Here is a 21945-nt window from a genome sequence, read left to right as displayed (position 1 = left end):
TCCGCGACCCCCACCTCGCCGCCTTGCCCCCGTTCCGGCCGACCCTTCGTGGACCACGTCCGCCTCATCGACGGCGCGCTACCGCAGACCCCGTTCGATCGCCTCGATGATCCGCGGTCGCAGGCCCGAGGCCGGGATGATCGCGTCCACCGAGCCGACCTCGACGGCCCGCCGGATGCTGTGCACCCGGTCGAACTCGGCCGCCACCTCGGCCAGCTTCTCGGCCCGCACGGCGGTCCTGGTGCTCGCCAGCTCCGCGGTCAGCGCCGCCCGCTCACCGCCGGTGGACTCGGCCACCGCGGCCTCCAGCTTGCGCATCCGCGGGTCGTTGGCGGTGCGGCCGTCGACGTCGCGGGAGAACACCACGGCCGCCGCCGGGGCGCCGCCGATCACCGACGCGAACGAACCCTCGACCGCCAGCACCGTCATGTTCGGGTTGAGCGCCTTGGAGAACACCACGAACGCGCCGCCGTGGTAGCGGGAGATCACGCAGAACACGATCGGACCCCGGAAGTTCACGATCGCGCGGCCGATCTCCGCGCCGTACTCCAGCTGCAGCTCCCGCATCGACTCCGGCGAGCCGTCGAAGCCGGACAGGTTCGCCAGCACCACCAGCGGGCGGTTGCCGCTGGCCGCGTTGATCGCCCGCGCGGCCTTCTTCGACGACTTGGGGAACAGCGTGCCCGCCGTGTAGGTGTCCGGGCCGTCGGTGGGCGGGAAGCCGTGCCGCGGCACGGCACGCGACTCGATGCCCAGCAGGCACAGCGGGATGCCGCCCAGGTGGACGTCCTGCACCACCGCCGTGTCCGCGTCCGCCATGCCGTGCCACCGCTCCAGCACCGGGTGGTCCTGGTCGGCCAGCGCGCGCATCACCGTGCGGATGTCGAACGGCTTCTTGCGGTCCGGGTTGGCCTCCACCGAGAAGACCTCGCCCACCGTGGTGAACGGGCTGTCCGGCAAGCTGTGCGGGAAGTCGCACACGTCGCGGTCCACGGGGTCCGCGGTGGACGCCCGCCGGGGGCCGTGCTCGCCGGGCGCGACGAAGCTGTGCTCGTAGTGCGCCATCAGCACGTCACGCGCGGACCGCAGGTCCGGCGCCCAGTACTGGGCCTGCCCGTTCGGGCCCATCACCCGGTCGTAGCCGCCGATGCCGAAGTTGTCCTCCGCCGACACGCCACCGGAGAAGTCCAGCGACTGCTTGCCGGTCAGCACCATCGCCGAGTCCGGGGTCATCACCAGGATCCCCTTGGTGTGCATGAGCATCGTGGCCTCGGCGTTCCAGTACGGCTGGGCGCCGACGTTGATGCCCGCCACCACGACGTTGATCTCGCCGCCCGCCTGGGTGAACTCGACGATGCGCTTCAACGCCGCCGCCACCCAGTCCATGTTCTCCGTGCCGGAGGTCATCGAGATCCGGGCACCGGCGGAGAGGGCGAACCACTCGACCGGTACCCGCAGCCGCTCGGCCAGGTCCAGCGCCGCGATGACCCGGGCGCACTCCGGTTCGGAGAGCGCGCCGAGCGCCTTGGTCGGATCGCCCAGCAGCGCCACCCTGGTCATGCCGTCCGGGTGCTTGGCGGTGGGGGTGCTCACCGTGCCGACCACGATCGCGGCCGCGTTCCGCCCCCTCGGGCGGTCCACCGCGACCAGTTCGCCGTCCACCAGGTCGTGCTCGACGAACGACCCGCCGGGGCCGCTGAGCACGTCGACCAGCTCGTACGGGTAGACGGTGCCGCGGCTGCGGGCCCGCAGCACGTTCTGGCGGTAGTCGTCCAGCGGCCGGATCGGGTCGGTCGGCGGCTTGACGAACGACAGCCGCACGCCCGCGCCCGTGTCGTCGCCGATGCGCATGCCGATGTCGACCAGCCGCCCCGTGGCGGGGTCGCGGCGCCGGGCGAGGAACAGCACCTCCTCCAGGTCCAGGCCGGTCGTGGTCGGCAGCACGCGCTGCGCCACCGCGTCCAGGTCCTCCGAGCCGAGGTCGGTCGGCGGCCAGGCGTAGAGCACGATGCGGTTGGTCGCCGGCCGGTGGCCGCCGCCGTGCCGGCTGCGCGCCCGTCGGATGGCGTCCAGGCAGGCGGACAGCACGTCCTCCGCGGCGGGCAGCGCCGCGATCCGGCCGTCGTCGTCGCGCAGCGGCGTCAGGTCCCGCACCTGGGCCAGCGCCACCAGGCGCTCGTCGGACGGGTTCTGCTTGGCCACGCAGCGGTAGAGGTAGACCTCCTCGTCCAGCGACGGCAGCCGGGTGAGGTCGAAGTCGCGCAGCCGGTCGAGCTGCATGCGCTCGGCGATGCGCGGGTGCAGGCCGCGCACCAGGCGTTCCTCCACCGGGCCCGCCGGCGAGGGGCGGAACGTGAAGTGGTGGTGCATCGCCTCGTCGCGCCTGCCCGCCACGGTGGTGGTGACGCGGTCCAGCCCGTCGGGCAACGGCTGCCCGGCCAGCACCTCGCGCAGCCGCGCGGCCATCTCCTCGGGGTCGGTGGGACCGTCCGGCCAGGTCACGTAGAGGTCCGCGACCAGGGCGTCGCCGCCGGCCAGTTCGCCGAGCGCCCGCACCCCGGCGGGGAGCGTGGCGAAATCGACCGCGGTGCTGACCACCCGGGCGTTCGCGGTGCGGTTCTCGGCGATCACGAACACGCACCCCGACACGTGCGCGGGGCGGATCGCGGTGAGCGCGTCGTTGCCGTAGTAGCGGCGGGCCAGCACCTCCAGCAGCGGCACCGGGTCGGTGCCCGGCCGGCCGATGCGCCGGCCGAGCAGCCGCACCAGCGGCTCGGGGCTCGCCACCATGGCCGCGATCCGCTCGGCGCGGTCCGGCGCGTCGGGGTGGCGGTCGAGGTGGATCAGGTGCTTGCGCACCGACGAGTAGACGCGGGCGCGGGAGCGCCGCAGCATGGGCTGGGCGAACCAGTGGAACACCACGCCGCGCGCGAGGTCCGACACCGCCGGGAACCGGACCTGCGTGGCGGCGACGAGGTGCTCCAGCGCGAGCCCGACGGTGACCCGGTCGGACTCCGCCGGCGGTGCCTCGGTCAGCCACTGCCGCAGCAGCGCGGCGACCACGGCGGCGTCCGACGTGGCGCGCTGCTGGGCGAGGAAGATCCGGAAGACCGCCTCCTCCAGCGCGGGCGTGCGCTCCAGGTCGGAGACGCCGTAGTGCGCCAGTGCGGTCGTCAGCCGCCGGCGGAACGTGGCGGACACGCCCGCCCGGTCCGGTTCGAGGCTGCGCAGGTAGGTGTGGAAGTACTCGCGCGGGCTGTGCACGCGGGTGTCCGGCTGCTCGTCGCCGACGGGCTGGTTGCGGGACAGCTCGGACAGGTCGGCGAACAGCCGCAGCAGCTCGGCCTCCGCCGCCAGCGGGCGCTCGGGCAGCTCGCCGCGCGCGGCCAGGTAGGCGGGGGACAGGCGGTCCGCCACGTTCGGGTCGGCGTCGAAGCCCAGCAGCAGGTCGCGCACCTCCCGCAGGTGACGCGCGACCGCCTGCGCGGGCGGCACGTCGACGGGCTCGGCGGGCAGGTCCAGCTCGACGACCGGGCCTCGTGCGGCCGGTGCGGCGTCGCCCTCGCCGTCGCCCAGGGGTTCCAGCCGCAGCAGCGGGGCACCCGCGGGCACCTGGCTGCCGACCGACACCGCGGACTCGCGCAGGCGCGCCCGGAACGGCGCGCGCAGCACGGTCTCCATCTTCATGGCTTCGAGGACGAGGACCGGGGCGCCGGCCTCCACCTCGTCGCCCACCTCCAGCGGTGTGGCCACCACCAGCGCGGGCATGGGGGAGCGCAGCACGCCGCCCTCGTCGCGGCTCACCCGGTGCGTCACGCCGTCGACCTCGACGTGGTGCACCGGGCCGTGCACGCCCGTGACGACGCGGAAGCGCACCCCGTTGACGGTGACGGTCCCGGTGTGCGAGTCGAACCGCTGCACGTCCACGTCCGCCTCGCGGACCTCGCCCGCCGCCGCCGAGACACCCACCCGGAACCGGTGCCGGCCGACCCGCGCGACGTGCACGCGGTAGCTCTCGCCACGCAGAGTGAACTCCAGCGTCCGGCCCGCCTCGTGCCGGGTGTGCGGACGGCCGCCGCGCGCGGAGGTGAACAGCTGCTGCCGGGCGAGCTGCTCCTCGTCCTCGTAGACCTCGATCGCGGCGGCGGCCAGCGCGATCGCGGAGTGCCGGTGCACGACCAGCCCGCCCTGCGCGCGCACGCGGTCGATCCAGCCGGTGTCGGCGGTCGCCCGCACCACGGCGGGCTCGTCGAGCAGGTCGAGCACGAAGCTCTTGTTGGTCGCGCCGCCCTCGATGATCACGGTGGTCTCGGCCAGCGCGCGGCGCAGGCGGGCCAGCGCCTCGGCGCGGTCGCGGCCGTGCGCGATGATCTTGGCGATCATCGAGTCGTAGTCGGGCGGGATGCTGTCGCCCTCGCTCACGCCGGTGTCGACCCGGATGCCGGGGCCCGCGGGCAGCGCCAGCCGCTCGATGCGGCCGGGGCACGGCGCGAAGTCGCGGTCGGGGTCCTCGGCGTTGAGGCGGGCTTCGACGGCGTGCCCCCACTCGACGGGCTTGGTGCCCTCCAGCCGGCCGCCCGCCGCCACCTGCAGCTGGGCGCGCACCAGGTCGAACCCGGTGGTGATCTCGGTGATCGGGTGCTCGACCTGGAGGCGGGTGTTGACCTCCAGGAACGCGAACTGCTCGTCGTCGGGGCGGTAGAGGAACTCGACCGTGCAGGCGCCCCGGTAGCCCACGGCCAGCGCCAACCGCTCGGCCGAGGCCTTCAGCTCGGCGACCTGCTCCGGCCGCAGCACCGGGGACGCCGACTCCTCGATGATCTTCTGGTTGCGCCGCTGCACCGAGCAGTCGCGCACGCCGAGGGCCCACGCCGTGCCCTGTCCGTCCGCGATGACCTGCACCTCGACATGCCGGGCGCCGTTCACCAGGCGCTCCAGGAACATCACGCCGCTGCCGAACGCCCGCGCGGCCTCCCGGCTGGTGCGGTCGAACGCGTCGACCAGCTCCGGTTCGGAGTTGATCACCCGGATGCCCCGGCCGCCGCCGCCCGCGGTGGCCTTGAGCATCAGCGGGTAGCCGACCTCGCGGGCCGCGCGCACGGCCGCGTCCAGGTCGTCGACCGCACCGCGGCTCCACGGCGCCACGGGGACGCCGACCTCCTCGGCGATCAGCTTGGCGCCGATCTTGTCGCCCAGCTTGCGCATGGCGTCCGGGCCGGGGCCGATGAAGGTCACGCCGATGCGTTCGCACAGCTCGGCGAACGCCGGATCCTCGGCCACGAAGCCCCAGCCGACCCAGGCCGCGTCGGCGCCGGTGTCCACCAGGGCCCGTTCGAGCACCGCCAGGTCCAGGTAGGGCCGGTTCGCGGCCGGGCCCAGGTGGTGGGCGAGGTCGGCTTCCCGCACGAAGGTGGCCGTGCTGTCGACGTCGGTGTACAGGGCCACGGTCTCGATGCGCGACCCGGTCTCCGCGGAGAGGTCGCGCACGGCGTGGATGAGGCGCACGGCGGCTTCGCCGCGGTTGACGATGGCGATTCGGCAGAACAAGAACGAGCTCCTCGTCGGACTGCGGTCGGTGGCGACCGTCGACGACCAGCCTTTCTGTACAACCCCAGGAAGCCAACCGTAATCGCGATGCGTGTCGCCGGTCGAAAGTTGTAGGAACCCTACAAAGAGACCCGCTGTGGACCCGCGAACCGGCCGCCGTCGTGAACCCCGTCACCTCGCGACGGGCACGTGCGCCGGCGGCGGGACGTCGGTGAACGCGGTCGGCGTCGCGGCCGGTCCGCACCAGGTGACCGGTGCGACGGCGGGCGACGGCCGGCCCGGCAGGACGAGCCCGAGGAAGCTCCGGGTGCCTAGTTGTCCTCGCCGGGTTTCGGGTCGGACGTGGTCGTGATGGGCGGCGGGTCCGCGTTGTCGACCCGGCCGTTCGTGGACGTGCCGCCGCGATCGGCCGCGTGCGTCCCTTCGACGACCACCACCGCGGACGCGACACCGAGCACCGCTGCCGCCGCCATCGCCAGCGCGAAACGCCGATGAGCGCGCATAACAGGCCTCCTGTGGGCCACCGCCCGGACCAACACCGCGAAGTCTCCTCCTGCCCGCCGGGCCCGGTCTACCAACCAACCAGCCGAACCCGTGGGTCCGTTCAAGCCCGGCGGTCGAGTTCGTCGAGGTGATCCCGGACCCGTCGGGCTTCCTCGCCGCGGTGCTGGGCCTCATACAGCTGAACGGCCTGCTGCCAGGCGTGACGGGCCTGGTCGGTCTGTCCGAGGGATCGGTAGGGGTGGCCGAGGCGGTCGAGCGTGTCGGGTTCGCTGTAGGCGTCGCCGTGGGCGCGGAACAGGGTGAGGGCGCGCTGGTAGTGGTCCAGGGCGGCGGTGTGGTCGCCGATGCGGTGGGCGATGTAGCCCAGGCTGTCCAGCGCGGCGGCTTCGACCTCGTGGTGGCGGCCCTGCGCGCGGTCCAGCGCTGCCTCGCAATGGGCGCGCGCCCGGTCGTAGTCGCCCAGCAGGGCCTCGTACCAGCCCACCGCGTTGAGCGCCAGGGCTTCCAACGCCGGCAGGTCCAGGCCCCGGTACAGGTCGAGCGCCCGGACGGCGTGCTCCAGCGCACGCTGCTCGTGGCCCTGTCGTTCCGCCGTCTGGGCGAGGGAGCGGTGGGTGTGCGCTCGGGCGAGCACGTCGCCGGTCTCCTCGGCGAGGGCCAGTGCCTTGGACAGGTGTGCCACCGCCTCGTCGTGCAGCCCGACGTAGGTGACGGCGGCACCGAGCAGGCGGTGGGCCAGGACGCGGACGTCCGGGGTGCCGTGCCGGTCGGCGGCGGCCAGCCCGGCCCGCCACACCGCGACCGCGTCGTGGAGGTGTCCCTGGCGGTAGAGGAAGGTGTCCAGGGCCCAGGCCAGCTGCCAGACCCGCACGCTTCGGCTGTGGTCGTCCGACAAGCGCCGGGTGACGGCCAGCAGGTTGTGGCGCTCGGCGGTGAACCAGTCCAGTGCCGCGCCGGTGTCGGCAAGGTGCCGTGGGCGGCAGTTCGACCGGGGTTCGTCGAACCGGATCGGTGGGCGGTGCGGGTGCAGCAGCCGGTCGGCGGCGTGGGCGGTGTGCAGGTAGTGGTCGACCAGGCGGGACAGCGCCCCGTCGCGTTCGCGTTCGCTGAGGTCCTGGTGGGCCAGGTCGGCCGCGTAGAGCTTGATCAGGTCGTGCATGTGCCACCGGGCCGGGCTCCGTTGCTGCACCAGGTGGAGGTCCTCCAGGGCGCGCAGGACCGAACGGGTGGCGGTGTCGGGCAGGTCGGCGAGGTCGGCGACCGCGGGCAGTCCGATGTCCGGACCAGGCGCGAGGCCCAGCAATGCGAACACCCGCGCCTGCTCAGCGGTCAGCGCGCGGTGGGACCAGGACAGCACCGCGCGCAGGCCGGCCGTCGGGTTGTCGTCGTCCAGGACGTCCAGGCGCGCGTCGTGCAGTTCGTCGGCCAACCCGGCCAGCGGGAACCCGGGGTTGGCGCAGGCGCGGCCGGCCACGATGGCCAGGGCCAGCGGGAACCCGTTGCAGCAGCGCAACAGCTCGGCCACCGCGTCCGGTTCGGCGGCCACCCGCTCGGCGCCCAGCCGGTCCCCGAGCACCTGGCGGGCCTCGGCATCGGAGAGCACGTCCACCCGCACCGGGCGGGCGCCGTGACCGGTGGCCAGCCCGGTGAGGCGGTGCCGGCTGGTGACCAGCACGGTGCAGGTCGGGCTGCCCGGCAGCAGCGGAACCACCTGCTCGGCGTTGCGGGCGTTGTCCGCCACGACGAGCACCCGCTTGTCCGCCACCAGGCTGCGGTACAGACCGACCTGGGCGTGCGGGTCGGGCGGGACGGAGCGCGGGTCGACGCCGAGGGCGTCCAGGAACCCGCGCAACGCGGTGGTCGGGTCCATGGGGGTCGCCGTGGGGCTGAACCCCTGGAGGTCCACGAACAGCTGGCCGTCCGGGAACCGGTCGACGTGGTGGTGGGCCCAGTGCAGGGCCAGCCAGGTCTTGCCGATGCCTCCCGCCCCGGCGATGGCGGAGATCACCATGGTCCGCCCGCCCGGCGCGGTGCCGTCCAGACCGGCGGTGAGCGCGGCGAGTTCGTCGGAACGGCCGGTGAACCGCGGCGGCGCCGGGGGAAGCTGACGCGGCACCGGCGCGGGTGGCGTGCCCTCCCCGCTCCGGGCCGGCGCGGTCAGCGCCGGATCGTCGTCGATGATCCGCTGGTGCAGCTGTCGCAGTGCGGTACCGGGTTCGGTGCCGAGTTCGCCGACCATGAGGGTCCGGAGCCGGCGGTAGTGCTCCAGCGCCTCGGTGGGGCGACCGGCGCGGCACAGCGCCAGCAGGTACTGCGCCGCGACCCGCTCGTCCAACGGGCACCCGGCGGCCCGCGCGGACAACTCGGCCACCAGGTTCCCGCCCTGCCCCAGCCGCAGCCGGACGTCGACCAGGTCGCACTCGGCGGCCGACCGCTCCCCGCCGAATCGGTCCCGCTCGGCTTGCGCCCAGTCGCCGCCGAGGCCGGCCAACGCCTCCCCGTGGCACAGTCGCAGGGCCTCGGTCAGCAGCGCCTCGGCGTGTTCGTCGGCCGCGGTGGCCCGCGCCTGCGCGCAGAGTTCGCGGAACCGGTGCAGGTCCACGGCCGCCTCGTCGACGTCCAGCAGGTAGCCGCCCGGCCGCCGGACCAGCCCCGCCGTGCCCAGCAGGGGACGCAGCCGGGAGACGTAGCTGTGCAGGGTGGCCCGCGCCCGTCGGGGCGGCTCGGCGCCCCAGACCCGCTCGACCACCCGCTCGACCGACACCACCTGACCGGCGTCCACCGCCAGCGCCGCCAGGACGCACCGCTGCCGCGCCGGTCCAAGGTCGACCGGTCGCCCGTCCACGTGCGCGGTCACCTCACCGAGCAGGGTGAACACCGCCGCCATCCCGCCGTCCCCCTTGAGACCCGGACCGCCGAAATAGGGATACCGGGTCGTTCGGGGCAGCGGTGGTCCTTACAACTGGTTCACCCGATCGGCCGCGCCTGCCGGGGTCGGAGCGGAGGTCGTCTCAGGCGGCGAAGATCCCCCACCGGAAGTACCAGCCCGCCGGTCCGGAGCGGGTCTCGGGGTTGCGGTCGTGGTAGCCGCACGGGTACGCGACGAACATCTGCCCCGCACTGGTTTCCTGCTCGATGAATTCCTGGCGCTCCTCCTCACACGCCGTCGCCGAGGCGAAGGCACCGGCATAGTGGTAGATCCAGTACGCGTAAGCGGGTGCGTTCGCGATTGTCATCATCATTCCGGTGAAAACCACGGTGATGAGAACGTGACGCAACTTTCGCAGACTCCGCATCAGACGCCTCCAGTCCGGCGAGTCGATCGGGAACAGCGTATCCCGCCGCCACAGGTGAAGCGATCGCCTCTCCGGTCCAGGTCGGATCGTGCGTCTGCCGCAGTCGACAGCCCGGCGCTGCGCGAACGGCCGCCTTCACGACCGTTGATTTTCGGCTTGAGCGTGTCGTTTTTCGACCGGCCTTTCCGCTTTCGTTGGAATGAGCGTGAACGAGAACGGCGAGCTGTGTGCCATCGCGGCGGTCGAAGACCTGGACGCCTCGATCGAGGTGCTGTTCTTCCCCCAGAGTTACGCCTTGGTCTCCGTCGACCCGGTGACCCCGGCCCTGTGGGGCGGACTGCGGTCGGTGCCGTGGGTCGGGCGGTGTGGTGCGTGTGGTGACGTCTGCCGTGTCGGACGGGCCTCGACACGGTCGGGACCGCTAATTCCGCCGGTTGTTCTGCCTGGTTTCCATCCGGCTCGCCTGGTGGACTGGGTGGCGGATCGGACGACGGCACCGGGTCGGGTTCCGCACTACGGCCGGCGAGTGCCCGTCCGATCCGGCGCAGCGGCAGGGGCTGCGCCTACGGAGTGGGTGGCCGGCGGGCAGAGGGAGACCGGTCCGCCGACCACCCCTTCGCTTGCGCGGGGCACGCGGTTGGGGCAGGCGTGGTGGAATCCCGCGTGGTTCCCGGCAACCGATCGGTGATTGCGGTTCCCGGCACCGGTCGGGCGATCTCGCAGCGAGTGGTCGCGTGCCATGCTGGGAACGGCAACGTCGCAACGTTCGCGGGGGTGCGCATGGCAGCGAGGCGCAAGCGCAGTGTGGCACCGTACGTGGCGCTGGTGGTGGCGTTGATCATCTTCGTGCCGGCGGCCCGCGAAACGGCCCTCGAACTGCTCACGCCGCTCCTCGACCTGCTCAAGGACCTCAACCCGTTCCGCGCCTAGGCCGTGTCCAAAGGTGGCGTAGCCGGATGGCGTCGCGCCCGCCACCGACCCGGGCACCCGGATGCCCTCGATCACCGGGACGAACCGGGGGCTGTCACCTCGCGGACCGGCGGTGACCAGCAGTGACAACGGGCCTCTTGTCCCCCGGGCGAGTGCTGTCCGCTACCCCTTCGAGTGGCCGTCGTGGTGCCGTCGTTTTTCGGCCGGGGGCACGGGCATCCCGCCTCTGGCATGAACGCGGTCAGGACGGCCGTGCGAAACAGGAGGTTGTGATGGCGTTCCCAGTGGTGTTCGGCCGGACCTTGGCGGCGGCGGGCCTGGTGGTCGGCGTGTGTGCGGCGGCGGCGTCGTCGCCGGCGGTGGTGGTGGCGGAACCTACGATGACGGCCCCCGGCACGGGCAAGGTCGTCATCGACGAGAAGGTCACCAAGGGCCAGGACGGCTTCGAGTTCACCGGGACGGTGAGCTGCCCGGAGAACGAGTCGCCGGTCGAGTTCACCAGGGTCGTGCTGGCCGTCAAGCAGGACACCACCGCGGGCGTCGGCGAGTCGGACACCGTCGAGTGCGACGACGGCGGTCAGGGCCGCGCCCCGGTCGAGGGCAAGTGGAAGGTCGTCGTCGAGACCGAGCAGCAGCAGCCGGGCTCCGCGGCGAAGAAGCCCGTCGAGTGGAAGCCGGGCAAGGCGGAGGCGTACGTCGCCGTCATCCAGGGCACGCAGTTCTCCATGGCCAAGGGCCCGGTGACCTTCTCGGAGTGAACGGCGCCGGCCGCGCCGGGCCCGGCTGCGGATCCACCCGGCGGGATGCCTCGGTTCAGCTCAACGAGTGCCACCGCGTCTCGACCACGAACGGCCGGGTGTAGGCGGTGAGGTCCACCCGGTCCCGGCTGTGCACGTCCAGCCGGAACGCGTCCGAAGCGGCGTCGGTGTAGCTCAGCACCAGCGCGAGGTCACCGAGCCCGGTCAACGATCGCACCAGATCGGCCTCGTCCCGCCACGCGGTCACCCCGAACGGCGGCGCGGGCACGGGCGTGAACCCCAGGCCCGCCTTGAACGCGAACAGCCCCGGCTGCGCGATGTGCCCGTACAGGTTGGGGTCGTTGCCCAACGTGACCTGCCGGTAGCCCTTCTCCCGCGCGGCTCCCACCGCCTCCGCGTACAGCACCCGCGCCAGCCCGACCTGCCGCCACCGCGGCGCGAACGCGGAGAACCGCACGAGCAGGCGCCCGCTGTCGGCGTCCTCCCGGCACAGCACGCACCCGGCCAGGCCGTCCGCCCCGACCGCGTAGACGGCGAAGTGGCGTTCGTCGGCGAGCACCGCGTCCCGCAGCGAACTGGCGAACGTCACGCCGTGCGGCATCGTCGCGACCATCGCCTCGTACAGCACGAGGAAGTCGTCCAGCAGCTCCGGTGTCACCGGCTGCCGCACGTCCACCCTCAGGTCTGCGGCCACGCGACGACGTGCGCCGCGCATGTTGTTCCGGGCGCTGCGGGTGAGCTGCGCGAGCCACTCCGCGTCACTGCCGCACGTCGGCGAGAGCCACGTCAGCCACGCGGGTTTGCGCAGGAACCCCCGCTGTGCCAGGGCTTCCCAGCTGTCCCTCGGCGGATCGGGGACGCGGACGACGGTGACGTCCGGGAACGAGCCGCCCAAGGCCTCGTCCACCGACGCGATGGCCACCGCCAGGCCGTGGTCGTCACGGATCTCCACGTCAGTGCGCCTCCGCCGCGACCGGCGTGCGCTTGTCCCGCGCGCGCTCCCACAGGTAGAGGGCGGCCAGCGCGGCGAGGATCAGCACCGAGCCGACGACCTCGTTGGGGTGCAGCCGTTCGCCGCGCACGACCATGCCCGCCACCACCGCGACGATCGGGATCAGGTAGAACGCCAGCGAGGCCGACACCGGGCCGACCCGGGCGATCAGCCAGTAGTTGACCACGAAGGCCACCGCCGTGCCGAGGCCGAGCAGCGCCAGGCAGACCACGATCAGCCACGTCGCCGTGGCCGGTTCGACGAGCTGCCCGCTGCTCACCGGCACCATGATCACGGTGGCCGTCAACGCCTGCGACGCGGCCAGCGACAGCTTCGTGTCGTCCACCGTCTTCATCATCCGGCCCGCGTAGCTGTAGGCGACGGCGTAGCACGCGGCACCGCCCAGGCACAGCAGCTGCCCGCGCAGCGACACGTCACCGCCGCCGCTCCACGGTGCCAGCACGACCGCGAGCCCCGCGAACCCGACCAGGCAGGCGCAGATCGCCGCCGTGCTGGGCCGTTCCCGCAGGAACAGCCACGCCACGGGGATGGTCAGCAGCGGCGTCAGCCCGGTGTACAGGCCGGCCAGCGCGCTGGTCACCTCCTCCTGGCCCGAGGCGAACAGCAGCCACGGGATGGCCTGGCCGAGCAACCCCATGCCGGCCAGCTTCACCCAGGTCGACCCCTTGCCCGGCAACGCCGTGCGGGTCGCCCGGACCAGCAGGAGCAGTGCGATCCCGCCCAGCGCCAACCGGATCGCCACGATCTGGGTCGGGTTGAGGCCCTCCAGGGCTTCCTCCACCAGGAGGAAGTTGGTGCCCCAGACCGTGGCGAGAACAGCTATGCCGGCAACGTCAGCGGGGCGCAAGTGAGTGCCTTTCCGGCGGCCGTCGGGTACTCCGCGGACGCGAGGTCCCGGACACCTCCGCCGTTGCCGTACCAGGAGATGATCTGGGCGTCGATCCGGGCGCGCTGCTCGATCACGTCGGCGACGGCCTTGGCGCACTCGCGCACGGTCTCCGTGCCGAGGTACGGGATTTCCGCGAGCAGGTCCAGCGACACCGCGTCGTGGGCCTCGTCCTCGTTGACGTCGGAGTGGGCCACGATGGGCTTGACGAACCCCTCGGGCAGGTCGAGTTCCGCGCACCGCTCCCGGAACAGGTCCAGGAAGTCCAGTTCGGGCTCCTCCATGGGGAACAGCGTCGCGATCAGCGCGACCGGGAAGTTGTACGCGTAGACGCCGAGCGAGGCCATGACGGCGGCGGTCGCCGGCAACGGCTGCGTGCGCAGCAGCTGCGCCCGGGTGATCCCCACCGCCGACAGTGACTTCTCCATCATGCGGTCGTGGTTGCGCTCGCTCTGGTAGAAGTCCATGAGCTTGGTCCACACCTCGATGCCGAGGTCGTCGCGGGCCAGGACGGGGGCCAGCGCACGCGGGCACAGGTGCGTGACGTGCCAGTACTCGATGGCGTAGCCGATGAGCTGGTCGCGCGTCACGGTGCCGTCGACCAGCGCCTTGATCAGCGGGCTGTGCACGGTGGCGCGCACCTCCTCGGCGTGCCGCCGCAGGGTCGCGTACGCGGTGATGCCGCTCATGCCCGCTTCCGCGGTCTGCTCGGCTTCGACGATCATGCCCTGCTCGTCGAGCGCTTCGAGCATCTCGGCGTACTCCTCCGGCGTGCCGGGGAACGCCGCCGCGAGGTCCGACGCGCCGAGCTCGCCGCTCGCCAGCGCGTCGATGAACTCGTGGAACCGGTCCGCGCGGTCCGGGTCGAACTCGAACTCGACGAACCTGCGGCCGTCCAGGTAGCTGAACTCCGTGCCGTTGTCCGGCGTGCGCGTCCGGGTGACGCCTTCGCGCAGCGAGGGCCGCCGGAAGCCGACCAGGGTGCTCATCGTGCCTCCAGCTCAGAACTCGACGCTGCGCAGCAGCGGACGTCGGGGGTCGGCGTAGTAGTCGAGGATGCCGTTGAAGAACTCGGCGTAGGCCTCCATGAACAGGTGCGTCTTGGCGATCCAGCGCCGTTCGGTGTCCTCGTCGACGCCGGGCACGAGCGCGAACAGCTCACGGCTGACCGAGGCGTGGTCGTGGCCCGCGTTGACCCGGGCGTGCTCGCGCATGGGACCGACGAAGTCCGCGTCCACGCCGACCCGGTCGCAGGCGGACAGGAACGAGTCGTAGGCGATCTGACCGTTGGCACCGACCGTGTCGGAATCGAGTCGACCTTCGAGGATGCCGATGGTGGCCAGGAAGAACATCGGGTCGGTCCGCGCCCACCAGGACAACAGTTTGATGAGTCCCGAAGTGGTCGGCAGCGGCCGGGCGCGCAAAAGATCGTCCTTGCCGACGCCGAGCGGCCGGAAGGCCCGCACGACGATGTCGTCGTGCCGGTGCTCCTCGTGGTAGAAGCCGTTCAGCATGGCGCGCATCTCGGCGTTCTCGGCCAGCGCGAGAACGGCCGCGTCGAACTCGTTCTCCCGGAACAGGAAGAACCAGTTCTCCAGTCCGAAACCGTAGAAGACGTTGTGGTGGACGGTCTCCGGCCGCTCCAGCACGGCCTGCCAGAAAGGCCCGGAGAAAATGAGGTCCTCCAGTTGGCGGTTGAAGACCTCCTCCAGCCGGGAGAGCACGGCGAGGCCGGAGGACGCGCGCGGCACCGCGCCGTCGTCGACCAGCCCCCACACCACCGCCGGTGCGACGACCTCCCGGACGAGGCTGTCCTCGATGCCGTTCTCGCTGGCCAGCGTCTCGACGGTAGTGCTGCCGTCGAGGTGGCTGAGCAGCCGGACGAAGTCGTCCTGCGTCATCCCGTCGGGCGGCTCGACGTCCAGGACACCGCCCGAGGTGTGCAGTTCGGCCGCTCCGGCGGCACTGACCCGCAGTTCCGCGCGCAGTCGAGGTTTGCTCGGAACAAAACTGTCCGTCACCACAATCCCCCAATTCGAGAGTTGTCGCGGTAACCGGCACCGACTGATCGACGCCGGTTACCGCTCATTCGTCTCGGCGTGAGACGGAAACGTTCGCTCAGAGGTGCACGGCCGACAGGGCCGTTACCTTGGCACGACGCTTGATGCGCATTTCCACCCCCATTGTCCGAATAGTACAATTGACCGGTACGCAGCCGATGCTTCCACGCTGCCGGCCGACCGGCAATGGACCGAACGAGGTAATCGAGGGGCCCGCGCCGCCCGCGTCACCAGCACGGATAACGGTCGGTGAAGGTGATCTTTCCGAACGAGCCGAAACCCGTGCTCGGCCACTCGCACGTGCAGGACCGGCGGGGGAGAACGTGGCGATCAAGAGCCCGTCGGCGCCGGCGCGATCGGTGCCGGGCACGCTGGTCCGGAGCCGCGGCGGGAGTGGTGAAGGTCTTCCCGGGGTTTGAGCACCTGGCCGGATCCCGGCCCTGGACACGCGCCCGACCCGTCGGGTCGAAGCAGTGCCGGGAAGCGTCCGGGGCTCTACAACCCGGTCGCTTCCCGGTGCCGACCAGCGGCGCGTTCACCCGGTCGCAACGCCGCCGGGGTTCGCCGCACGTCCTGCGTGCTTATGCCTGTGGGGCCGGGGTGGCGTGGCGCAGGGATGCGCCCGCGTCGTGCAGGTGGCGCAGGACCTGGGCGTAGGAGGAGCGCAGGCCCGCCTTGCTGTAGGGGATGCCGTGCCGGGCGCAGAAGTCTTCGACGATGGGCTGCGCGCGACGCAGGTTCGGGCGGGGCATGTGCGGGAACAGGTGGTGCTCGACCTGGTGGTTCAGGCCGCCGAGCAGGGCGTCGACCCATCGCCCGCCGGTGACGTTGCGCGAGGTGAGGACCTGTTTGCGGAGGTGGTCCAACCGCTCGCCGGGGGCGATGATGGGCATGCCCTTGTGGTTCGGGGCGAAGGAGCAACCGAGGTAGACGCCCATCAGGCCCTGGTGCACCGCGATGAACACGACCGCCTGCAACGGGGACAGCACCAGGAACACCGCGGCGAGGTAAGCGGCGGCGGGGAGGATCTGCAGGGCGGCTTCCCGCCAGGGCTTCACCAGCTCACGGCGCCACAGTGCCTGCAGGCCGGAGATCCGCAGCACGATGGCCTCGGCCAGCAGCAGCGGGAAGAACAGGAACGCCTGGTACTTGGTGATCCACCGGTACAGGCCCTGCTTGGAGTCCGCCTGGTCGCGGCTGAAGGCGATGGCGTGGATCTCGATGTCCGGGTCGTGGTCCTCGTGGTTGGGGTTGGCGTGGTGGCGGTTGTGCTTGCCGACCCACCACTGGTAGCTGATCCCGGTGATCCCGCCGTGCAGGTGCCCGACCAGGTCGTTGTGCCGGTGGCTGCGGAAGATCTGCCGGTGCCCGGCGTCGTGGCCGATGAACGCGAACTGGGTGAACACGAAGGCGAAGAACACCGCGGTCAGCACCTGCCACCACGACTCGCCCAGCACCACGAACGTCAGGGCGCCCGCCGCGAGCAGGAGCACGTTGATCGCCATGCGCAGGGCGTAGTACCCACGCCGCCGGTCCAGCAGTCCGGCGTCCTTGACCTCTCTGGTCAGGCGGGCGAAGTCGCTGCCGCGCCGGACGTCGGGAGGACGCGTGGCGGACAAGGGCGATGAGGTCATGTGTCTACTTTCTGGGCCGCCTTCGGACCGAGACGGCAGGACTGCTCGGAAGACGCAGGCCTGACTTCTGCCGGTCGGAGGTCGGACATCGGCTCGTCGCGTCATGCACTGCGAACAGATTTGAGGTCGTCAGTACAACTCGGTCCGCGTCCAAATGGTTCCCATTTCGGTCCGCGGACCCCTATTTTACACCCGGCTCTGGGCCGAATGGCTTAATCCGTTACCGCCGGTCAGCTTTGCGAGCGGGTAGTGACTGCCCGACCGCGAAGACCGTGACGGCTGTGGCTGTCCGGGTGGTACGGCCCGGTCAAGGCTTGCCGGCGTCCTCGGTGGGCGCAGTCGGCTCGCTGGGTTCGGGGCTGGTCGTCGACGGCTCCGAAGTCGGCGTCACCGACGTCGACGGCTGCGGTTCGGTGGTGGTGGTGACGACCGGAGCCGTCGTGGTCTCGGGTTTCGACTCGGTCGCGGGTTGCGCCGTGGAGGGAGGCGTTGCCGCCGACGTCGTGACCTCCGGTGTGACGGTCGGTCGGGGGCTGCCGATGATGAGCTGGGGCCTGGCCCGGTCCTGTGGTGCGTCCGACGAGGTCTGCGTCGTGGAGGCGACCGGCTGTGCCGAGGACCCGGACGTGGCGGGGGAGGTGGGTCCGGAGGCCGCCGGTTGCTGGCCCGAGGTCGCGGCCACGGTGATGGCGAACGCGCCGACCATCGCGCCTGCCGAGGCCACGAGCGTCTTCCACGTCGGGCGCGGCTCGGGACGGGGCGTGACCTTCGTGGTGGCGGCGCCCGCCGCTTTGTCCCTGGCCGGGGAGGCGGCGCCGCCGGGGCGGAAGGTCGGTACCCGCAGGACCTGTGCGCAGTCGTGGGCCGTGGGCCGGTCGTGCGGTGCGAGTGCCGTCATCCGCGACAGCAGTCGCTCCACGTCGGTGGGCAGGCCCTCCGGCACGGCCGGTGGACGGTGCAGCCGGGCGATCGCGGCTTCGACGTCGCCGCCCTGGTACTCGCGCCGCCCGGTCAGGCACTCCAGGAGGACCAGGCCGAGGGCGTAGACGTCGGCCTGGTGGCCGACCTCCTCGCCTTGCACCTGCTCCGGGGCGAGGTAGGAGGCTGCGTCCACCAGTTGGTCGGTCCGCGCCGGCTTCGTCGCGCCGGTGAGGCGGGACAGGCCGAAGTCGGTGAGGTAAGGGTTGTCCTCGCTGTCGAGCAGGATGTTCGACGGGTTGACCTCGCGGTGCACCAGGTGGTGGGAGTGCACGTGCTCCAGTGCGTCGGCCAGTCCGGCCCCGAGGTGGCGCACCTGGTCGAGTGGCAACGGTGCCTGGGCGATCCGCTCCCGCAGGGTGCGGCCCTCGACCAGTTGCAGCACCACGAACGGGGTGCCGTCGTGGGTGTCGGCGTCGTAGACGGACACCAGCCCCGGGTGGCAGAGCCCGGCCAGGGCGCGCACCTCGTCGTCGAACCGCCGGTCGGCGCCCGGGTCGGAGTGCGGCTGGAACAGCTTGACGGCGACGTGCCGCCGCAGGAGGACGTCCCAGGCGCGGCGAGCCTCGGCCATGCCACCGGACCCGACCGGCTCCAAGAGCCGGTACCGCCCGGCCAACAGGTTTTCACTTACCGACCGTGACACCGTCATACCTTCCGGTCGTCTCAGCGGACCGTTGTCGGGTGCCCAACCGTGGGAGCGTGCAAACGTCGATCAGTCGGCGCTCCGCACCCACGGGCCGGCGGACGTCGCGGACGGGAGGTCCGCCGGTCGGTCGGTGGTCGGCGCCGGGGCTCGCCTGACGGGGGAAACGGGACACCGCCGATCGGTCCGTCGTGGACTTGCCGTTTGGCGGGTCGATATCCGGGAATTTTGGTCCCATGTGGCTGTGGAGACCGCCTGGGGTGTACCGCCCGCAGGACGACACGTGGCTGGTCGCCGAGGCGTTGGCCGAAGCGGGGGTTCCGGTGGGTGCGAGCGTCCTGGACGTCTGCACGGGCACCGGGGCGTTGGGTGTGGTGGCCGGCTTGGCGGGTGCCGGCGAGGTGACCGCCGTGGACGTCAGCCGGCGGGCGGTGACGGCGGCCCGGGTCAACGGGTGGGTTCGCCGGGTGCCCCTCAGGGCGCTGCGGACCGACTTCGGGGATCTGGTGGGGCAGCGGCGGTTCGACGTCGTGCTGTCCAATCCGCCCTATGTGCCGAGCGAGTCGTATGAGCCCAAGGGGCGCGCGCGGGCCTGGGACGCGGGGGAGAGGGGGCGTGCGGTGCTGGACCGGTTGTGCGCCGTGCTCCCTTTGCTGTTGGCGGACAAGGGGATGGCGCTGATCGTCCACTCGCAACTGTGCGACGAGGACGCCACGCTGCACCAGTTGCGGGGCGGTGGGTTGAAGGCCTCTGTCGTCGCGCGTCGGACCGTGCCTTTCGGACCGGTGCTGCGCGGGCGGGCGAAGTGGTTGCGGGACAACGGTTACCTCGCGCCTGGTCAGGAGCAGGAGGAACTGGTGGTGGTCCGTGCCGACGTCGCGTGACAAGCGCCGGGTCACCGTGGTCCCCGGTGGCCCGTTGCTCGTGGAAGGCCCGGTCGAGATGGTGCTGGAGGACGGCACGGTGGTCGAGTCGGACCGGTTCGTCGTCGCGGTGTGCGCGTGCCGCCGCAGCAAGCGGTACCCGTTCTGCGACACCAGCCACCGCACGCGGCGGCGCTGAGTCGCAGTCGGCTCACAGAGTCGGCTCACACCGCGTGCGTCACAACTGCTGGATCAGCGAGCTGCGCCCGGCCGCCCACGAACCGAGCAGGTGGTCGGCCAGCCGCTGTTCCAGCAGTTCCGTGGCCCGCACACCGAAGACGATGGAGTCGGCCAGTTCCGGTTCGCGCGCCACCAGGTCGCCCACGACGTCGTGCCTCATCACCTGTTCGTGGACGGCGTCCGCCTCGATGTGCTCGGTGAAGAACTCGATGCAGTCGGGGTGCGCGTCCATCCGCTCCAACGCCTTGGCCAGTCGTGCGGCGCTGGGCGCGGTGGTGATCTCGGCCGCCGCGAAGTGGCCCACCAGCGCGCCGCGCAGCGCCCGGTGCAGGCCGCACATCGACATCAGGTTCACCGTTGCCAGGATCGGCGCGGGCACGTGGTCGAGGTAGTGCAGGTAGCCGGTCTCCAGGCTCGCGCCGGCGAGCAGCCGGGCGTACAGCTGCGAGTGCATCCGGTCGCCCCGACCGCCGCCGAACTCGTCGAACTCCACGGCCACCAGCGCGGCCTTCGCCCGACCGGTCAGGCGCGGGATCGCCCACGCGTGCGGGTCGGCCTCCTTGAGGTGGTAGATCGACCGGTGGACGAAGTACTCGCGCATCTGCCACCACTGGCCCTCGTCCCGCAGGTAGTGGCTCACGCCTTGGCCGTCCACCGGCTCCACCAGCAGCTCGTCCAGCACGTCGCCGATGTGCGCGCGGCCGGGCAGGTCGGCGTGCAGCGCGTCGCTGAAGACCCGCTCCATCACCGACCGCAGCCGGATCAGCTCCGGATCCCACTCCCAGTCCGGCGAGACGCCGCGGAAACCCCGGTAGTGCAGCTCGTAGCACACGTGCAGCGCCAGTTGCAGGTCCTCGCCGTACGGGTCGGCCCGCCGCGCCTCGTCCGGTGCGAAGTGGACGGACGGTTCGGACCGCAGGGCGGTGATGACGGCATCGGACACCGGTCCCCGTGCGGTGGGGAGGACGGCGGTTTCCAGACCTTGCAGCATGTGTGTCACGTCGGCGGGTTACCCGGATCGGCCGAGGCGATGCACATCGACGCCAGCCAGTCGACCAGCGCGGTCGGCCCACCCTCCGCTGCCCGTCGTTGGCGCTGAGCGCCGGTCGGGGGAATGGCGGCCGGTTCACCGCCGACGTGGTCCAGCAGCCGTCGCACCAGGTCCGCGGCCGGCACGGTGGCGCCGCGCCACGGGTCCACGCCGGGACCGTCCACGCCGTACCGCGAGGCCGTCCACACGGCCGCCGCCAGCACCTGCTGGTCGAACTCCGGCGCTTCCCGCCCGGCCGCCAGGTCGGCCACCGCCCGGTCCACCAGCGCACGCGTCAGACCCGCCTGGAAGACGGCTTCCGCCGCGGTGACCGCCGTGTCCGCGACCCGCACCTCCACGGTCGGGTACCGGGGCGACGGCCGGGCCAGCCAGAAGGTCATCGCCGCGTCCGCCAGCACACCGCAGTCCACCAGCCGCCGGACGGCGGCGTCGTACTCGGCCGCCGACCCGAACCGCGGCGGCACGCCCGAACCCGGGAAGCGGGACTGCTCCACCATCCGCCAGCTGCCGAAGCCGGTGTCCCGGCCGTGCGAGAACGGGGAGTTGACCGACAGCGCCAGCAGCGTCGGCAGCCACGGGCGCAGGTGGTTGAGGACCGCCACGGCCGTCTCGCGGTCCGGCACGCCGACGTGCACGTGGCAGCCGCAGCACTGGTAGTCCGCGACCTGCCCGGCGTACAGGTCGGCGATCTGCCGGAACCGGTCGCCGTCGGCGAGCGGGGCGGGGGCGCTGAGGACCGGCGTGCCCGACGGCACGAGCAGCGCGCCCTCCTCGGCGGCGGCCCGCGCCAGGGCGTGCCGGCCCGCGACCAGTTGGCCGTGCAGCCCGGCGAGGTCCTCGCACACCCCGCTGGCGAACTCCACCTGGGTGCCGAGCAGCTCGCGGTGGGTGTTCGCGCCGGGCGGCAACTCCGCGACCCTCTTCAACACCGCCTCGGCCCGCGGCACGGTCAGCCTGGTGGCCTCGTCCACGAGGAGGAACTCCTCCTCCACACCGACGGTCGTCATGCGATGCGCCGGGCGCGGTCGGAGTCGGGCCACACGTACGGCAGGTCCGCCGGCACGTCGGGGAACAGCGGCCCGTAGTGCGCCGGGTCCTTGCGCACCAGCGCCGAGCGGTGGCTGCGGTGCAGGTCCTCGTCGCCCAGCCACGGTGGTAGGTCGCCCGCCGCGGCCAGTTCGGCCTGGTCGCGGACCTTCGTGTCGCCCCTGACCTCCAGCAGTCCGGCGCGCAGCGTGGCGGCGCACGTGTCGGCGTGCCCGTACTCGCACCAGGCGGTGCAGATCTCCAAGCCGTACCGCACCAACGCCTCCTCGTACCCGGTCCACATCTTGACCGCCGGGTGGTGCCGCCAGCCGTAGCCGGGCACGACCAGGCCGCGCAACACCTGGATCGCCTCGACCCGCTGCTTCCCCAACCGCCGCTTGTCCAGCACGCGCGCGGTCGCGGCGAAGTCGGGGTGGGGTAGGAACGTCTGCACGCTCGACGGGTACCCGGTCGCGGCGGCTTTATGGCAGGGCACGCGGAATGCCGGTGTGAG

The 21945-nt window shown here is 72.1% G+C and carries 17 protein-coding genes; 4 read left to right on the top strand and 13 right to left on the bottom strand.

Going from position 1 to position 21945, the window contains the following annotated elements:
- Nucleotides 1–78 precede the first annotated feature (78 nt).
- The 4 genes from FHS29_RS23625 to FHS29_RS23610 all read right to left on the bottom strand — a co-directional run bounded on the left by FHS29_RS23625 (nucleotide 79) and on the right by FHS29_RS23610 (nucleotide 9287).
- Nucleotides 79–5547, bottom strand: a complete 5469-nt coding sequence (locus tag FHS29_RS23625) for an ATP-binding protein (protein ID WP_184693930.1) — start codon at nucleotides 5545–5547, stop codon at nucleotides 79–81.
- Nucleotides 5548–5858: 311 nt separating this feature from the next.
- Nucleotides 5859–6050, bottom strand: coding sequence for a hypothetical protein (locus tag FHS29_RS23620; RefSeq protein ID WP_184693928.1), 192 nt, complete (start codon nucleotides 6048–6050; stop codon nucleotides 5859–5861).
- A 101-nt stretch (nucleotides 6051–6151) separates the two neighbouring features.
- Complete coding sequence (locus FHS29_RS23615; protein WP_184693926.1) at nucleotides 6152–8938, bottom strand: AfsR/SARP family transcriptional regulator; 2787 nt, start codon at nucleotides 8936–8938, stop codon at nucleotides 6152–6154.
- Between the two features lie 124 nt (nucleotides 8939–9062).
- Nucleotides 9063–9287, bottom strand: coding sequence for a hypothetical protein (locus FHS29_RS23610; protein WP_184693924.1), 225 nt, complete (start codon nucleotides 9285–9287; stop codon nucleotides 9063–9065).
- 840 nt (nucleotides 9288–10127) lie between these two features.
- Here FHS29_RS23610 and FHS29_RS23605 point away from each other — a divergent pair.
- Together FHS29_RS23605 and FHS29_RS23600 are read left to right on the top strand one after the other, a co-directional pair.
- On the top strand, nucleotides 10128–10277 hold the full coding sequence (locus tag FHS29_RS23605; RefSeq protein ID WP_184693922.1) for a hypothetical protein: 150 nt from the start codon (nucleotides 10128–10130) through the stop codon (nucleotides 10275–10277).
- A 272-nt stretch (nucleotides 10278–10549) separates the two neighbouring features.
- A complete protein-coding gene (locus FHS29_RS23600) occupies nucleotides 10550–11035 on the top strand; it encodes a hypothetical protein (protein WP_184693920.1) in 486 nt (161 codons plus the stop codon).
- Nucleotides 11036–11090: 55 nt separating this feature from the next.
- Here the strand turns inward: FHS29_RS23600 and FHS29_RS23595 are convergent, their stop codons facing one another.
- From FHS29_RS23595 to FHS29_RS23570, 6 genes are all read right to left on the bottom strand, one after another.
- Entirely contained in the window at nucleotides 11091–11987 is an 897-nt protein-coding gene (locus tag FHS29_RS23595; protein ID WP_184693918.1) for a GNAT family N-acetyltransferase, read from the bottom strand.
- Between the two features lies 1 nt (nucleotide 11988).
- Nucleotides 11989–12828: a DMT family transporter gene (locus FHS29_RS23590; RefSeq protein ID WP_312865069.1), complete on the bottom strand. Its 840-nt coding sequence runs from the start codon at nucleotides 12826–12828 to the stop codon at nucleotides 11989–11991.
- 38 nt (nucleotides 12829–12866) lie between these two features.
- Nucleotides 12867–13922, bottom strand: coding sequence for a thiaminase II/PqqC family protein (locus FHS29_RS23585; RefSeq protein ID WP_184693914.1), 1056 nt, complete (start codon nucleotides 13920–13922; stop codon nucleotides 12867–12869).
- A gap of 12 nt (nucleotides 13923–13934) precedes the next feature.
- Complete coding sequence (locus FHS29_RS23580) at nucleotides 13935–14954, bottom strand: heme oxygenase-like domain-containing protein (protein ID WP_184693912.1); 1020 nt, start codon at nucleotides 14952–14954, stop codon at nucleotides 13935–13937.
- Between the two features lie 620 nt (nucleotides 14955–15574).
- Nucleotides 15575–16627 carry a fatty acid desaturase family protein gene (locus FHS29_RS23575; protein ID WP_184693910.1) on the bottom strand — a complete coding sequence of 351 codons (1053 nt, stop codon included), beginning with the start codon at nucleotides 16625–16627 and terminating at the stop codon, nucleotides 15575–15577.
- 307 nt (nucleotides 16628–16934) lie between these two features.
- Nucleotides 16935–18257: a serine/threonine protein kinase gene (locus FHS29_RS23570; RefSeq protein ID WP_281391691.1), complete on the bottom strand. Its 1323-nt coding sequence runs from the start codon at nucleotides 18255–18257 to the stop codon at nucleotides 16935–16937.
- 230 nt (nucleotides 18258–18487) lie between these two features.
- Here FHS29_RS23570 and FHS29_RS23565 point away from each other — a divergent pair, with 230 nt between their 5' ends.
- A complete protein-coding gene (locus FHS29_RS23565) occupies nucleotides 18488–19135 on the top strand; it encodes a HemK2/MTQ2 family protein methyltransferase (protein WP_184693906.1) in 648 nt (215 codons plus the stop codon).
- Nucleotides 19119–19313, top strand: coding sequence for a CDGSH iron-sulfur domain-containing protein (locus FHS29_RS23560; RefSeq protein ID WP_184693904.1), 195 nt, complete (start codon nucleotides 19119–19121; stop codon nucleotides 19311–19313). Before FHS29_RS23565 ends, FHS29_RS23560 begins: the two co-directional genes overlap by 17 nt.
- A 39-nt stretch (nucleotides 19314–19352) precedes the next feature.
- On the opposite strand, the gene FHS29_RS23555 is transcribed toward FHS29_RS23560, so the two are convergent.
- Genes FHS29_RS23555 through FHS29_RS23545 form a run of 3 tightly spaced genes read right to left on the bottom strand, consistent with a single transcriptional unit; the run spans nucleotide 19353 to nucleotide 21885 of the window.
- The gene (locus FHS29_RS23555; RefSeq protein ID WP_184694161.1) at nucleotides 19353–20345 is read right to left on the bottom strand and encodes an iron-containing redox enzyme family protein; all 993 of its coding nucleotides are present in this window, start codon (nucleotides 20343–20345) and stop codon (nucleotides 19353–19355) included.
- 5 nt (nucleotides 20346–20350) lie between these two features.
- Nucleotides 20351–21412: a carboxylate-amine ligase gene (locus tag FHS29_RS23550; RefSeq protein WP_184693902.1), complete on the bottom strand. Its 1062-nt coding sequence runs from the start codon at nucleotides 21410–21412 to the stop codon at nucleotides 20351–20353.
- A complete protein-coding gene (locus FHS29_RS23545; protein WP_184693900.1) occupies nucleotides 21409–21885 on the bottom strand; it encodes an MSMEG_6728 family protein in 477 nt (158 codons plus the stop codon). The genes FHS29_RS23550 and FHS29_RS23545 overlap by 4 nt, the downstream gene beginning before the upstream one ends.
- Nucleotides 21886–21945 lie beyond the last annotated feature (60 nt).

This window comes from Saccharothrix tamanrassetensis (genome assembly GCF_014203665.1).
GTDB classification, from domain to species: domain Bacteria; phylum Actinomycetota; class Actinomycetes; order Mycobacteriales; family Pseudonocardiaceae; genus Actinosynnema; species Actinosynnema tamanrassetense.
This window is presented reverse-complemented; position numbering and strand designations above follow the sequence as displayed.